General features: G+C 63.9%; 9 protein-coding genes. 5 read left to right on the forward strand and 4 right to left on the reverse strand.

From position 1 onward, the window contains the following. Window positions 1–169 precede the first annotated feature (169 nt). Window positions 170–1,192 carry a substrate-binding domain-containing protein gene (locus tag ACFFUC_RS13495; RefSeq protein ID WP_377687034.1) on the forward strand — a complete coding sequence of 341 codons (1,023 nt, stop codon included), beginning with the start codon at window positions 170–172 and terminating at the stop codon, window positions 1,190–1,192. A 76-nt stretch (window positions 1,193–1,268) separates the two neighbouring features. On the opposite strand, the gene ACFFUC_RS13500 is transcribed toward ACFFUC_RS13495, so the two are convergent. The 3 genes from ACFFUC_RS13500 to ACFFUC_RS13510 form a co-directional block, all read right to left on the reverse strand. Beyond that, entirely contained in the window at window positions 1,269–5,840 is a 4,572-nt protein-coding gene (locus tag ACFFUC_RS13500; RefSeq protein ID WP_377687035.1) for a translocation/assembly module TamB domain-containing protein, read from the reverse strand. Next, on the reverse strand, window positions 5,840–7,723 hold the full coding sequence (locus ACFFUC_RS13505; protein ID WP_377687037.1) for an autotransporter assembly complex protein TamA: 1,884 nt from the start codon (window positions 7,721–7,723) through the stop codon (window positions 5,840–5,842). The genes ACFFUC_RS13500 and ACFFUC_RS13505 overlap by 1 nt, the downstream gene beginning before the upstream one ends. Window positions 7,724–7,812: 89 nt before the next feature. After that, window positions 7,813–8,751 (reverse strand): glucokinase, encoded by a 939-nt coding sequence (locus ACFFUC_RS13510; RefSeq protein WP_377687039.1) that lies wholly within the window; start codon window positions 8,749–8,751, stop codon window positions 7,813–7,815. 204 nt (window positions 8,752–8,955) lie between these two features. Here ACFFUC_RS13510 and ACFFUC_RS13515 point away from each other — a divergent pair, with 204 nt between their 5' ends. From ACFFUC_RS13515 to ACFFUC_RS13525, 3 genes are all read left to right on the forward strand, one after another. Next, on the forward strand, window positions 8,956–9,402 hold the full coding sequence (locus tag ACFFUC_RS13515; protein ID WP_377687041.1) for a hypothetical protein: 447 nt from the start codon (window positions 8,956–8,958) through the stop codon (window positions 9,400–9,402). A gap of 119 nt (window positions 9,403–9,521) precedes the next feature. Beyond that, window positions 9,522–10,913, forward strand: a complete 1,392-nt coding sequence (gene ahcY, locus ACFFUC_RS13520) for an adenosylhomocysteinase (RefSeq protein ID WP_377687043.1) — start codon at window positions 9,522–9,524, stop codon at window positions 10,911–10,913. 92 nt (window positions 10,914–11,005) lie between these two features. Next, window positions 11,006–11,347: a DUF2853 family protein gene (locus ACFFUC_RS13525; RefSeq protein ID WP_377687046.1), complete on the forward strand. Its 342-nt coding sequence runs from the start codon at window positions 11,006–11,008 to the stop codon at window positions 11,345–11,347. Window positions 11,348–11,471: 124 nt separating this feature from the next. Here ACFFUC_RS13525 and ACFFUC_RS13530 read toward each other — a convergent pair whose 3' ends face one another. Further along, on the reverse strand, window positions 11,472–12,086 hold the full coding sequence (locus tag ACFFUC_RS13530; protein ID WP_377687048.1) for an enoyl-CoA hydratase/isomerase family protein: 615 nt from the start codon (window positions 12,084–12,086) through the stop codon (window positions 11,472–11,474). Window positions 12,087–12,170: 84 nt separating this feature from the next. On the opposite strand from ACFFUC_RS13530, the gene ACFFUC_RS13535 reads away from it, so the two are divergent. After that, window positions 12,171–13,742, forward strand: a complete 1,572-nt coding sequence (locus tag ACFFUC_RS13535) for a DUF2125 domain-containing protein (protein ID WP_377687050.1) — start codon at window positions 12,171–12,173, stop codon at window positions 13,740–13,742.

Consider the following 13,742-nt stretch of genomic DNA (forward strand, 5'->3'; position numbering starts at 1 on the left):
CGCCCCAGCGCGCGGACAAAGCGTCCCCGCTGGTGCCGGCCACTCGCATCCGCCTGCCCTATCCTCGCCACCATCGATTGTGCACTCTTGCGCAATCGATGGTGCATGTAGAAGATATGACAGTTATTTTGTCAAGCCAGCGCAATATATCCAAAAGGGCAGACGCAGCGTGAGAACCCCGCCTCCGATCAAAAAACCGACCGTCCATGACCTCGCTGCACTGGCAGGGACTTCGGCCAGCACGGTCAGCGCCGTGTTGAACGGGAGCTGGGAAAAGCGCCGCATCAGCAAGCGTTTGGCCGACGAGGTCAGTCGCATCGCCGAAGAACAGGGCTATGCGCTGAACATGCAGGCGCGCGCGCTCAGACGGGCGCGGTCGGGGATCATCGGGATGATCCTGCCGATGTACGACAACCGCTATTTCAGCTCGATCGCGCAGACCTTCGAGGATATGGCGCGGGCGCGCGGGCTGTTTCCCATCGTGACCTGCACCCAGCGCGACCCGCGGCTCGAGCTCGCGGCGGCGCGGTCGCTTTTGGCCTATCAGGTCGAATATCTGGTCTGCACCGGCACGACCGATCCCGACCGGATCACGCGGCTTTGCAGCAAGGCGGGCGTACCGACCATCAATCTCGACCTGCCGGGCTCGCTCGCGCCCTCGGTGATTTCGGACAATTTCGCGGGGGCAATGGCGCTTACGCAGGACATTCTGGCGCGCTGTGCCGCCAAGGGCCATGCCGGCGAGCCGCTGCTTTTCATCGGCGGTCGCGGCACCGACCACAACACCCGCGAGCGTCTGCGCGGCTTTCGCGCGGCCCATCAGGCGGCAGGAATCGCGCTTGGCGAGGATGATGTGCTGACCTGCGGCTATGCGGCGGGCAAGGCCTCGGAGGCGCTGTCGGCTTTGGCGGCTTCCGGTGCGCCGCTGCCGCCGGGGATGTTCGTCAACTCGACGATTTCGCTCGAGGGGGTGATGCGCTGGATCCTGCGCTCGGACCGGCCCGAGGCAAGCCAGATCGATCTGGGCTGTTTCGACTGGGACCCTTTTGCGGAAATGCTGGGAAAGGGCATCGTCATGATCCGGCAGGATGTCGAGACCATGCTGCAAACTCTTTTTGCCGTCATGGAAGAGACGAAACCGCAGGTCCGCAAGATCGAGATCGCACCGATCGCCCTGCGCCCACCGCTTTGAACCGGACCGTTGCCCCGGTCTGACACGAAAAAGGGGGCCGCTTGGCCCCCTTGTGCTGTCTCGCGCAGACGGCGGCTCAGTAATCGCGCTCGTAATAGATCCCGAGCGTGCTGTCGCCTTCCGAATTCACCGATCCCCGCGCCGTCAGGCTGCGCGACAGATCGAGGTTGAGGTTGATCTGCGTCGTGCCGTCACCCCCGACCTGAACGTCGGTATAAAGGTTCTTCGACAGGTATTTACCCGCCCGAACCGAGACATTGCCCTGATCATCCGTCGCGAGATCGAGGTCGTCGAGACCCGTCGCCGCACGCAGACGTCCGACGATTCCCTCGCCGCCCTTGCCCGCGAGGACCGCGATGGCATTGGCCAGCTGAGCCGCCTGCAGCGCCGAGATATTGTCGAGGCCGCGCCCGAACAGCAGATGCGAGAGCACCTCTTCTTCGGGCATGTCGGGATCGGACTGGAACTGGATCTCGGGATCGCGTGCCTCGCCGTCGATGATGATCCGCGTCGTAATCCCGTCCTGATCGGTTTCGGCCACAAGCCGAATGACCGGAATCATCGAACCCTGAAGCTCGATCAGCCCTTCGGTCAGATCGAAACGCTTGCCGAGCAGGTCGACACGGCCGCGGATCAATTCGAGCTGGCCGACGGGAATGACCTGACGGCTGGTGCCGGTCACGCGGATCTCGCCTCCAAGCTCGGCATCGACGCCGCGCCCGCGCACGAAGATCTGGCGCGGGGCCGAGATCACCAGATCCAGACGCGGCGGGTTGTTTCCGGGCGTCGCTGCGGGGCCGGTCATGCCCGCAGCTGCGGATTCGGGGCTGGGATAGCCGATCAGCCCCGCTTTGGCGCGGGTCGCGCGCACCGGCGGGCGGTCGTAGAGATGCTTGATCGCAGGGATCGAAGCCGCGCCCCCGAAACCGGTCGAAGGAATGCGCAGCTCGGTCTCGCCGACATCGACACGACCGGCAATGACGACGCCGCTGCTCAGCGAGCCGCTCACCGTGAGGCGGCCGTTGGCTTCGGTCTCGTAAAGGGTCGGGTCGCGCAGAACGACGCGGCGCAGGCCGACATCAAGATTGATCTCGCGCCCGCCGACCAGCGAAATCGGCCCGCTCAGGGTCAGGTTGCCCCCCGCCTCGACCGCACCTTGCACATCGAGATTGATCCGCCCGCCAGCCAGATCGGCCACGGCATTCAGATCGTCGATCGACAGGCCCAGCTTGGGCTCCGCCAGACGTCCGCCGCGCAATTCGACCCGCCCGCTCAGCGCCTCGAGCGAGGGCCGCCCGTTCAGGCGCAGGTCAAAGGTCACCGGCCCTTCGATGCTGCGGGTCCGCAGAAGCGGGTTCACCGCCGCGGAATCGGTATTGCCCGCGACCTGAAGATTGGCGGTCGAGAAGTCGCGCGCGACCGTCCCGTCAACCCGCACGCGCGTGCCGCCCGGACCGGTGCCGTTCAGGTTCATCTCGAAATTCTGGGGGTTGTCGGCGAAAGTGCCGGTCAGCTGCACAGGACCGGGGAAGCCGGTCACCAGCAGCGCGAGATCCGAGAGCCGCGCATCAAGATTGACGCCCTGACTGGGGCTGCCGTCGGCCGAGATCTGGATCTGGCCGTTACGGGCATGCAGGCTCTGGATCGAAAGGCGGTTCTGCCCGTCGATGGTCGCCGCCGTATCGAAAGTCGTCGTGCCGCGCAAAACCGCATCGGCCTGCGCATTGCCGACCGCCAGCCCGTTGGCCGAGCCCTTCAGCGTGACATGCCGATTGCCGTTTGTCTCGACCAGTGTGCCGCTTGCGTCGAGCGCACCGCGAAAGCCGCGCCCGAGGAAGCGCAGATCCTGCGCGCGCAGATCGGCGGCCAGATCGGTCACGCCCTTGCCGACCTTGCCGGTCGCGCCCAGCCGCAGGCGGGGGTTGTCGATCGTCGCGGTCCCGATCTCGAAAATGCCCCCGCGTTCGATGCCGTTCAGGGTCAGACGGGTCTCGCCCGCCAAAGCGCCATCGACCTGCGACTGCCCGAAGGAGAGGTCGTGGCCAAGCCCCGTCACCTCCAGCCGACGCCCGCCGCCCGCATCATCGGCAAAGCGCGCATCGGCCTGAAGCGCCCCGCGCCAGCCGCGCCCGAAAGAGGCCAGCGAGCGCAGATCAAGCTTTGCCGCCACATCGGTCGTCTGCGGGCTGATCACGCCCGAGGCCGTCGCATCCATCTGGGCGTTTTTCAGCGTGAATGTCTTGATCGTAAAGGCCTCGCCCTGCTGCTCGGCGCTCAGATCCAGACGGGTCTCGCCGGGCAGTGCGCCCTCGACATCGCTTTGGCCCAGCCTCAGATCCTGACCAAGGCCGGTCACGGTGATCTTGCGCAGACCCGCCTCTTCGGTGGCCTTTGCGGTCGCGGTCAATCCGCCCGCAAGTCCGCGCTCGAAAACCGCCAGATCGGGCACATCGAGGTCGAGTTCCGCATCCACAAGCCCTTCGGCGAAGCGGCCGCCCCCGTCGATCTTGAGCTGGGGGTTGCTGAGCACCAATTGCTGCAGCTCGAAAGAATCGCCGGTCAGGGCTGCCGCGACATGAAGATCGGTCTCGCCTTTCAGGGCCGCATCGAGATCGGCAATCCCCGTCACCAGATCGACCGCCTTGCCGTTCACCTCAAGCTTGCGCGCGCCGGTCGGGCCGGTCAGCTGCGCCTGCGCATTGATCAGACCCGCAAAGGCGGGGTCGGCCGCCGAAAGGTCCGGCATGTCGATCTGCGCCTGTACATCCGCCGCACGGCTGTTGAGATAGCCCTGCCCTTTGACCGTCAAATTCCGCGCATTGACCGAAAGGTCGCGCAGCTCGATGCCGGTATCGTCGCGCCGCGCGCTGACGAAAATCCGCGACTGCCCCGACAAAAGCCGGTCGGCATGGGGTTGGGAGACCGCGATATCCTGACCGCGAATCTGGACTTCGGCATCGAAGGAGTGGGTCAGGACCTGATAGTAGCCCCTCACATTGGCCGTCCCCTCGCCGCCCAGCTCGCGCCCCGCGAGACCGGAAAGGCTCGAGAGGTCACGGTAATTGGCCATCATATCTGCAGAAAGCGTGATCCCGCTGGCGAGACCGTCAAGCGTCGCATCGCCGCGCAGCCCGTAATGCGCGCCGTTGATGTTGACGCCGGTAAATTCGATCGCATTGCCCGGACGCAGGTCGAAATTCAGACCGCCGTTCACCACATCGCCCACCGCACGCGCCAGCGCCTCGTCGACAGGCACCAGCCCGTCGATCCCGAAAGCGACCCAGCCGTGGACCGATTGCAGCGCGTTGTCGGTCAGATCGACGCTGCCGCGACCGTCGAGGCGCAGCTCGGAAAGCGTGCCTTCGGCACGGCGAATATCGCCGACCCGCCCCTTGAGCGTCCAGCGCGAATCCTGCGCCTTGTCGTAGGAGAGCTGTAGGCTGCCCGATTGAACCGTCGTGGGAATCGCCTGCCAGGGCAGACGCACCGGCAGGCTGCTCGCATCGGCATCCTCGCCCAGATTGAGCAACAAAACCGCGCTTTCCGGCGCGCCCTTGTCGGTGGTCGTGACCGAGCCCGAAAGGTTGAGCGCATCGGTATCGACCATCAGCACCGGCACGCGAAGCTGACCGTTCTGCCCGCGCCAGCCCTCGGCCAGAAGCTGCGAGCTCGGCCCGAAGAATTCCTTGTGTTCGGGCGGCACCAGCGCCGCGATATCGCCGCCCATCTCGAGGCGGAAGCCGTTGCCCTCGATGCCGTTTTGCGCCTCGGGGTGCAGCGCCAGCTTGCCGGTCACGCGCGGCTTGCCGTCGGTCGCCAGCGCCAGATTGGCGGCATATTCGCCAAGCGGCCCCTCGCCCTTGATCTCGGCCTTGACCGAGGGGCGTCCGTCCAGCTTGACCAGATTGACGAAAATTCCGTTGCGGTCCTCGTCCAGATCGAGATTGAGCCGCAGATCGCGGGTCTCGTTGGAGAAAGCCGCATCCAGCGCGAATTGCCCGCGCGGGCCGTCGACGCGGTTGATCGCCAGCTTGGCCTCGCCCTCGCCACCCGAGAGCTGCAGGCTGCCGTCGATCGAAAAGACCGCCGCGGTCCCGATGATCGGCTCGCCCAGCTCGACGCGGCCGACATTGATATGCTGGATATTGATGCCGACCGGCAGAACCGGCAAAGCGAATTCGCGGGTCTCGGCTTTGGGCGCGGCGGGATCCGTGCCCGGCAGGCGCGGCAGAATGATCTTTTCGGCCGTCAGCTCCTGCACCGAAACGCGGCCCGCCAGCAGCGCCGAGCGGGTCCATTGGATCGAGCCGTTTTCAAGCGTGATCCAGACCCCGTCGTCATCGGCGATGGTCATGCGCGTGAAGGTCGCGCGCGAGGACAAAGCGCCGGCAAAGCCGTCGATCTGCACCTGACGCCCCGCGCCCGACAGCTTCTCCTGAAGGAAACGGGTGATATAGCCCTTGTCGGCCTCGGTCTCGGACGTTGCCGCGGCATCGCCGTCTTGCGCCTGCGCCTGCTGCAGCGCAAAGCCGGTGATCATCAGGCACAGCAACAGAAAGGCGCAAAACCGCGCCATGCGCCGCGCAAGGGCGAAGCGGAGGGGGGCATCGTCAGGCGTCCGGACCGCAAGGCTGGTCGAATAAGTCATCAGAACGCCTGCCCCAAACCGAGATAAACCTGCACACCATTGCCGGTATCGCCGCCGACCGGCCCCGCGACATCGAAACGCATCGGCCCGATCGGCGTCTTGTAGCGCACGCCGAGCCCCGCCCCCGCCTGCCAGTCGGTCTCGCCGTCAAAACCGCTCTCGGCCCAGATGCGGCCGGCATCGGCAAAGGCGGCAAGGCCGATCTTGTCGCGGATCTGGTAGCGCAGCTCGGTCGAAAGGATCGCCATGCTCATGCCGCCGGTCTTGATGGTGCCGTCCGGCCCGGGAATGACCTCGACACCAAGGGATTCGTAGGGTTGCCCCCGAACGCTGCCGCCGCCGCCCGAATAAAAGAGATAGTCGCGCGGCGTATCCGCAATATCGGGACCAAGGATCGTCCCGAGCCGCGCGCGCCCCGCAAAGGTCAGCTTGTCGTCTTCCATGAAGCTGAAATACTGCCGCCCCTCGCCCAGAATCCGCGCGCCGGAGCCGGTATCCTTGAGCCCGAGGAAAGGCGTTACATCAGCCTTGAGCCAATAGCCGCGCTTGGCGTCGGTATCGTTGTCGCGCCGGTCGAGCATCACCGAAATCGGCAGCGAGAAGAAGTTGAAGTCGGTCTCGTTGCCTTCGTCGTTCACGCGCTGCGCCGAATAGAGCAAAGCGATATCGGCGGTCAGGCGGTCGTTGGGCATATAGGTAAAGCCCAGACCGAAGGTCGCGCCGTCGAGGTCGTAATCCTCGTCGCGGGTCCGTTGCAGCTGGAACTGCAGATAGCCGGTCGTATCGGCCCCCAGCGTCGCGGGCCGGTCGAGCCGCACGCCAAGCGAATAATCTTCGGCCGAGGTTTGCGCCCCGATATCGGCGATCTGCGCATCGACGCGCAGACGCTCGCCACCATGGAGCAGGTTGCGGTGCATCCAGTAGCCCGAGACCATCAGGCCCTCGTTGCTCGACACCTCGAAGCCGCCCCCGATGCGGCGCGGCTTTTGCTCCATGACCAGAAGGTCGACGTCCTGGGTATTGTTCGGCCCGATGCCGTCGGTCTCGGTCAGGGTGATCGACGAGAAAACCCCCGACCGCCGCAGGCGCTTGCGCATGTCCTCGATCTTTTCGGGGTCGAAACGCTCGCCCTCGGGAAAGCCCGCGATCTTGCGGAGGCGGCGCGGGTCGAGCCGGTCATAGCCGCGAATCGTCAGCTGGCCGAAGGTCAGCGCGGGGCCTGGCGCGACGGCGATGCGGCTGTCGACCTGCTTGTCGGCATGGTTGGCGGTGATCTGGGTTTCGGCGATATCGGCTTTCGCATGGCCGACATTGCGCCAGCCGTCGACCGCCGCATTGGCCGCGCTTTTCATGGTGCCGGTGCCGGCGGTCTTGCCGACCGCATAATCCTTGGAGATGACCGTCCCCGGCGCGACCGGCGCGACCTGCGCGCGGCTGAAGCGGAATTTCGAGCCGGTCTGGACCGAGACATTGATCGTATGGACCACTTTGGGCGCATCGAGCGGTGCCACCTGCGCCGCCTCGACGCCGTCGAGCGTGATGCTGATCACGCCGTCGTAATAGCCGGCATCATACAGCGCGCCGAGGATGCGGGCATAATCGCCGCGAGCCGCCGCCAGCATGTCCTGACCGGTCACGCGGCCCTCGTCTTGCGCCGCGACCATGAGCGAGCCGTTGCGAATCACCGATTCGAGATCTTCGTCCCCCGAGACTTTGAAATGCAGATCGACCGGAGAGCCCTCGTTGCCGCGCTTGCCGCCGAAAAGGCCCGAAAAGGGTGACGATGCAGGCGACATCGACGAAGAGGATTGCGCGAAAGCCGTCGCTGTCGCAGCACCCAGCCCCAAGGCCGCCGCCGCTCCGATCGTAATGACCCGTTTCATGCCCTGCTCTGCTCATTTGTTGGTTTTACCGCGAATGTTGCAGAAATTCCGGCAGGAATCCAACCCGAGAACGTCGAAAGACCGGATTTTCAGCGCAATGCGGCAAGACAGCCGTGCAGTGCGGCCATATCGTCACGGATCATCAGGATAGGCGTCGCCTCGGGTATCTGGCGCATCAGCGCATCCGAAAGGAAGGCCGGCCCGAAAAGATCCATGCGCTCGGCGCTGGAGCGCGCGACGCTGCCCGCAAGATAGAGCCCGTCGAAAGGCATGAAGCGCATCGCGAGCTCGCGGCACAAGAGCCCGAAGATCTCGGCGTAAAAGGCATAGCTCGCTTGGGCCGCATCATCACCCGCCGCCGCCGCCGCCGCGACCTCTTCTGCCCGCACGAGAGGGGTGCCGCTGCGCAGGGCATGAAGCCGCGCCAGACCGCGACCGGCGAAAAGCTCTTCGGTCGAGGGGAACTGCGCCGCCTCCGCCCCGATCTCGGCGCGCAGGCGCTCGGCGATGTTTGCGGGCAAACGGGTATGGCCCTCTTCGGCCTCGAGGCAGATGATGCCGCCGTCATCAAGCACCTTGACCGCGCAGACGTTGAAGCCGGTACCGGCATTGACCACCAAAGCCTGCCCGTTGCGGGCGCGATCCTCGGGGGCGGCACGCAAGACCGCAATCCCCTCGCCGCCCAAAACGGGCGTGGCATAGCCCAGCGCCGTCAGGTCGTTGATCAGCCGCGCGCGGCTTGCGCCGGTCAGATCGCGCAGACGCGCCTCGCTGAAATCCCAATCGCGGTTGGTCAGCCGCGCGACACCGCCGGCAACCGGCCCAGCGACCGCAACGCAGACCGAGGACATCGCATCCGCAGGACGGCCGGCAAGATATTCGGCGACCACCGCATCGAAGGAGGCGTAATCATCGCCGCGAAACCGCGTCACCGAGGCGGGATCGACCGCAGTGCTGCCATCCGCCCCTTCTCGAGCCAGTGCCAGTCGCGCATTGGTTCCGCCCACATCCGCCAGCAAGATCGCCATATCGTCCCCGCATATCTTTTGCCCGTTATCTACGCGATTATCGCGTCCGGATCGAGAGGCCGTGAACCGCCGCAGCGCCGTCGCCCCATTCCGTGCCAAGTACCTCGCGCGGCCATTTTGGCTGCCCTGACGTAAAGCAACCGGAACCCTCGCCCTTTCGTCGCGTTGACCCTGTGATTGACCAAAACGGCAAGCGAGGACGCCATGCATGTGCATAACCTCCGCCGGCTTGCGATCGCTTCGGCCTGTGCTACGGCGATCGCCCTGAGCGGCGGCCCGACATTAGCAGCCATCACGTCACGGTCGGACAATCTGGCGAATCCGCGCGGCTGGTCGGCCGTTTCGGGCATGGACGTTCAGGCGGTGATCGATTTGGCCCATCGCCTGCCCAGCGTCACCTCGAACGAGCCCGACGAACCCTTCTGCGCCCCGACCGGCGATCTCACCGATATCCTGCATCAGGATTTCGACGAGACTCTGGTCTCGCACGGCACGCAGGAGACCTCGCTTTGGGGATCGCGCGCGATGGGAACATGGACGCTGACGCTGAACCGTCCGGACCAGACCAGTTGCGTGGTGGCCTCGGGGATCGGCTATAGCCCGAACACCAATCCGATGCGGTTCTACCATCAGGCGGGCATGAAGGGCTGAACGCCCGACATTGCGTGACGGCGCTTGCCGCATGTCGGGCTCCGGACTGCGGGCTTTGATTGTATCTTAAGCTCTGTAGTGCTACATCCAGCGCTGATTTTTCCATGCCGGGGCCCCTCATGACCGACTATATCATCCGTGACATTTCTCTGGCCGATTATGGCCGCAAGGAACTGGACATCGCGGAAACCGAGATGCCGGGCCTGATGGCTTTGCGCAGCGAATATGGCGCGGCGCAGCCGCTCAAGGGCGCGCGGATCGCGGGTTCGCTGCATATGACCGTACAGACCGCCGTCCTGATCGAGACGCTGACCGCCCTCGGCGCCGAAGTGCGTTGGGCATCGTGCAACATCTATTCGACGCAAGACCACGCCGCGGCGGCGATTGCCGCGACCGGCGTTCCGGTCTTTGCGATCAAGGGCGAAACGCTCGAGGAATACTGGTCCTATACCGACCAGATCTTCCAGTTCGGCGAGGGCGGCGCGAACCTCATCCTCGATGACGGCGGCGATGCCACGATGTACATCCTGCTCGGCGCGCGCGTCGAAGCGGGCGAGACCGGCCTGATCGAAACGCCGACCAGCGAAGAGGAAGTATGCCTCTTTGCCCAGATCAAAAAGCGTCTGGCCCAAAGCCCCGGCTGGTTCACCCAACAGCGCGCTGCGCTTCAGGGCGTTTCCGAGGAAACCACCACCGGCGTCCACCGTCTATACGATCTGCACAAGAACAGCCTGCTTCCCTTCCCCGCGATCAACGTGAACGACAGCGTCACCAAGTCGAAGTTCGACAACAAATACGGCTGCAAGGAATCGCTGGTCGACGGCATCCGCCGCGCAACCGACGTGATGATGGCCGGTAAAGTCGCGGTCGTCTGCGGCTACGGCGATGTCGGCAAAGGCTGCGCCGCATCGCTGCAGGGCGCGGGTGCCCGCGTCAAGGTCACCGAGGTCGATCCGATCTGCGCGCTGCAAGCCGCAATGGACGGCTTCGAGGTCGTGCTGCTCGAAGAGGTCGTCGCCTCGGCCGATATCTTCGTCACCACCACCGGCAACAAGGACGTCATCCGCATCGAGCACATGCGCGAGATGAAGAACATGGCGATCGTCGGCAACATCGGCCATTTCGACAACGAAATTCAGGTCGCCAGCCTGCGCAACCACAAATGGACCAACATCAAGGATCAGGTGGACATGATCGAGATGCCCTCGGGCAACCGCATCATCCTGCTGAGCCAGGGCCGCCTTTTGAACCTCGGCAATGCCACCGGCCACCCGAGCTTCGTGATGTCGGCAAGCTTCACCAACCAGGTGCTGGCCCAGATCGAGCTGTGGACCAAGGGCGAGGAATACGCGCCGGGCGTCTATATCCTGCCCAAACACCTCGACGAAAAAGTCGCGCGTCTGCACCTCGACAAGATCGGCGTGAAGCTGACGACCTTGTCCAAAGAGCAAGCGGATTACATCGGCGTCACGCCCGAAGGTCCGTTCAAGGCGGAACACTATCGTTACTGATCCGCTTCGCGGCATCTGCCGTCAGGAATAAGTTGCTATCCCGAGCCTGCTGGCGCAGTCTTGGGATGGCAATAATTCCATATGGTTGAGACATGAGCAAACGTGACGAACTGATTGCGAAATACGCTGCCGACATGAAAGACAAGTTCGGCGTAACGCCGGACATGGATCTGCTGACCAAGGTCACGATCGGTTGCGGCCCCTCGATCTATAATGCCGATGGCGAAACCGTCGCGGCATCCGACACCACCGAGCTCGAGCGGATCCGCGACAATTACCTCAAGAAGAAACTGGGTCTTCCCGACGGTCCCGATTTGATGGCTGCCATCAAGGACGTGGCCGAGAAATACGGCAGCTCCAACCGCAATAAATTCCGCCCGGTGTTCTATTATATGCTGGCGGTGCATTTCAAAAAGCAGTCGGTCTACGGCTAATTCCCGACCGCACGCTCCTTAAAGCGGCCCCGATCTGCGGGCCGCTTTTTCATTGCCTCGGCGTGACGGGTGCCACCCCTGCGGCGACCGGTTCACGCTGAGGTTCGGGCCGCGGTCGCCCGCCTCAGATCATCCGCTTGATCGCACCGGCCAACCCGTCGCGCGCGGCCAAGACGTCTTCGGTCAGGGTGCGCGCGTGGGTCAAAAGATCGTCCGACGCAACCAGCCGGTCCACCAGCCCCCAGGACAAGGCCTCGTCTGCGGCTATCTTTTGGCCGGCCATCAGGATCATTTTAGCCCGTGCGGGACCGACAAGCGCCGTCAAACGGGCCGGATCGCTGGGTTGGGGCAGAAAGCCCAAACGCATCACCGGATAGAAAAACCGCGCCTCAGGCACCGCGAGCCGAAGGTCGCATGCCAGCGCCATGCCGAAAGCCCCGCCCGCCAATGTCCCGTTGAGCGCGGCGATCGTGAGGCAGGGTAGCGCCGCCACCGCCGAGGAAAGCTCTTCCCACAAAGGCGAGACCGCAAGGCCGGCTTTGGCTTCGTCGATATCGGCACCCGCGGAAAAGACCCGACCCGCGCCGGTCACAATCAGGGCACGAACATCGGAATTCTTTGCAATGTCCGCGATAATCGACTTCAATTCGGTCAGCATTGCCGCAGTCAAGGAGTTGGCTTTTTCCGGCCTCGCCAGGGTAATTGTCGCTAATCCGCTAGAATATTCGTTCAAAATCACGGAATAGCTCCTTGGATGCGTCAAAATGATATGGCAAAACCCAGCCATGCGAATATGTGCTCGCCGATCTTGAAAGGTACAATCATGTCTCTCCGACTGACAAGCTCCGCAGTGGCGTTGATGGCTTTCGCCATGCCTGCGCTTGCAGATGTAACCCCTGACGAGGTCTGGCAGACCTGGTTGGATTATTATCAAGCCAGCGGCTACACCGTCACCGAAGGCAGCCGCGATCTCGCCGGAGAGACGCTGACGCTCAAAGACGTCAAACTCGCGCTGGATGCCGAAGGTGCCGCGACGGCGGTCGCCATCCCGCAGATCACGCTTCAGGCGACCGGCGACGGCAAGGTCCGCACGGTTTACGAAGGCGATATGATCGTGACCTCCTCCAGCGAGGGCAACGAGGATATCGACGGCTTCGCGATGCAGGCCACCATCAAGATGCCGGGCAACGAAACCGTCTCCTCGGGTTCCAAAGAGGACATGACCCATGTCATGACCCTGCCCTCGATGACCGCGACGCTCGACAATATCGAGGCCGAAGGCGAGGACATGCCCGCCATGACCGCTTCGGTCGTGGCCACCAACACCACCGCCACGATGCATAGCGTCACGGGCAGCGATGCCAAATACGACACCACCATGTCCTTGGAAAAAGCCGAGTTCATGGTGAATGCCGATGGCGAGACCGAAGGCAAAATGGCGTTTTCGGGCGTGCTGAACGACATCGAAGCCAATGGCGAAGTGATCGGTTTCGCACATATGGCCGAAGCCCAGACCAATCTGGCGGCGGCGCTGAACAAGGGCCTCGCCATGAACGGCGCGCTCAAGGCCGGTCAGTGGGACATCGCGTTCGACTTCGACGTTCCCGCCTCGGCAGAGGACGGAACGCCTGCACAGGCATCGAAGGGCAATGCCTCGCTCGCGGGCATCGACCTGACTTTCGCGATGTCGAAGGACGGCCTGGGCTATCAGGTCAACTCCGACAAAACCAACATGGAGCTCACCACCAGCGAGCTGCCCATGCCGATCTCCTACAGCATGGACGGCTCCAGCTTCGACGTGCAGTTCCCCGTGTCGCAATCCGACACGCCGGCGCCGTTCAAACTGTCCTATTCGATCGACGGTCTGGCCTTCGGCGATGCGATCTGGGATCTCTTCGATCCGAGCAAGCAATTGCCGCGCGATCCGGCTTCGCTGGATCTCGACGTGACCGGCACGCTGAAGGTCCTCAAGGATCTGCTGGATCCGGCAGTGATGGATGCTTCGGCCGAGATGGATGACGAGGCGATCGCCGACGGCGAGGACATGGCCGAATACACCCCCGAGCCGACCCCGATCGAGCCGGTGGAAGTGACCATCAACCAGTTCGCGGTTTCCGCCGTCGGCGCGAAACTCTCGGCTTCGGGCACGCTCAAGCCCTCGGAAGACGGCAGCATGGATACGCCGGTCGGCACCATCAATGCGCGTTACGAAGGCGTGAACGGACTGCTCGACAAGCTCGGCGCCATGGGTCTGGTTCCGCAGGACCAGCTTGGCGGCATCCGCATGATGATGGCGATGTTCGCCCGTCCGGGTGACGGCGAGGACGTGCTGACCACCGATCTGGAATTCAAAGACGACGGCTCCGTCTTTGCGAATGGCCAGCAGGTGAAGTAA

The sequence above is a fragment of the Paracoccus cavernae genome (assembly GCF_042430175.1).
GTDB classification, from domain to species: domain Bacteria; phylum Pseudomonadota; class Alphaproteobacteria; order Rhodobacterales; family Rhodobacteraceae; genus Paracoccus; species Paracoccus cavernae.

Bases quoted from the DNA above. Each gene is read 5' to 3' on its own strand.
- ACFFUC_RS13535 (WP_377687050.1), top strand. From the start codon at position 12,171: ATGTCTCTCCGACTGACAAGCTCCGCAGTGGCGTTGATGGCTTTCGCC.
- ACFFUC_RS13510 (WP_377687039.1), bottom strand. From the start codon at position 8,751: ATGGCGATCTTGCTGGCGGATGTGGGCGGAACCAATGCGCGACTGGCA.
- ACFFUC_RS13515 (WP_377687041.1), top strand. From the start codon at position 8,956: ATGCATGTGCATAACCTCCGCCGGCTTGCGATCGCTTCGGCCTGTGCT.
- ACFFUC_RS13525 (WP_377687046.1), top strand. From the start codon at position 11,006: ATGAGCAAACGTGACGAACTGATTGCGAAATACGCTGCCGACATGAAA.
- ACFFUC_RS13500 (WP_377687035.1), bottom strand. From the start codon at position 5,840: ATGACTTATTCGACCAGCCTTGCGGTCCGGACGCCTGACGATGCCCCC.
- ACFFUC_RS13505 (WP_377687037.1), bottom strand. From the start codon at position 7,723: ATGAAACGGGTCATTACGATCGGAGCGGCGGCGGCCTTGGGGCTGGGT.
- ahcY (WP_377687043.1), top strand. From the start codon at position 9,522: ATGACCGACTATATCATCCGTGACATTTCTCTGGCCGATTATGGCCGC.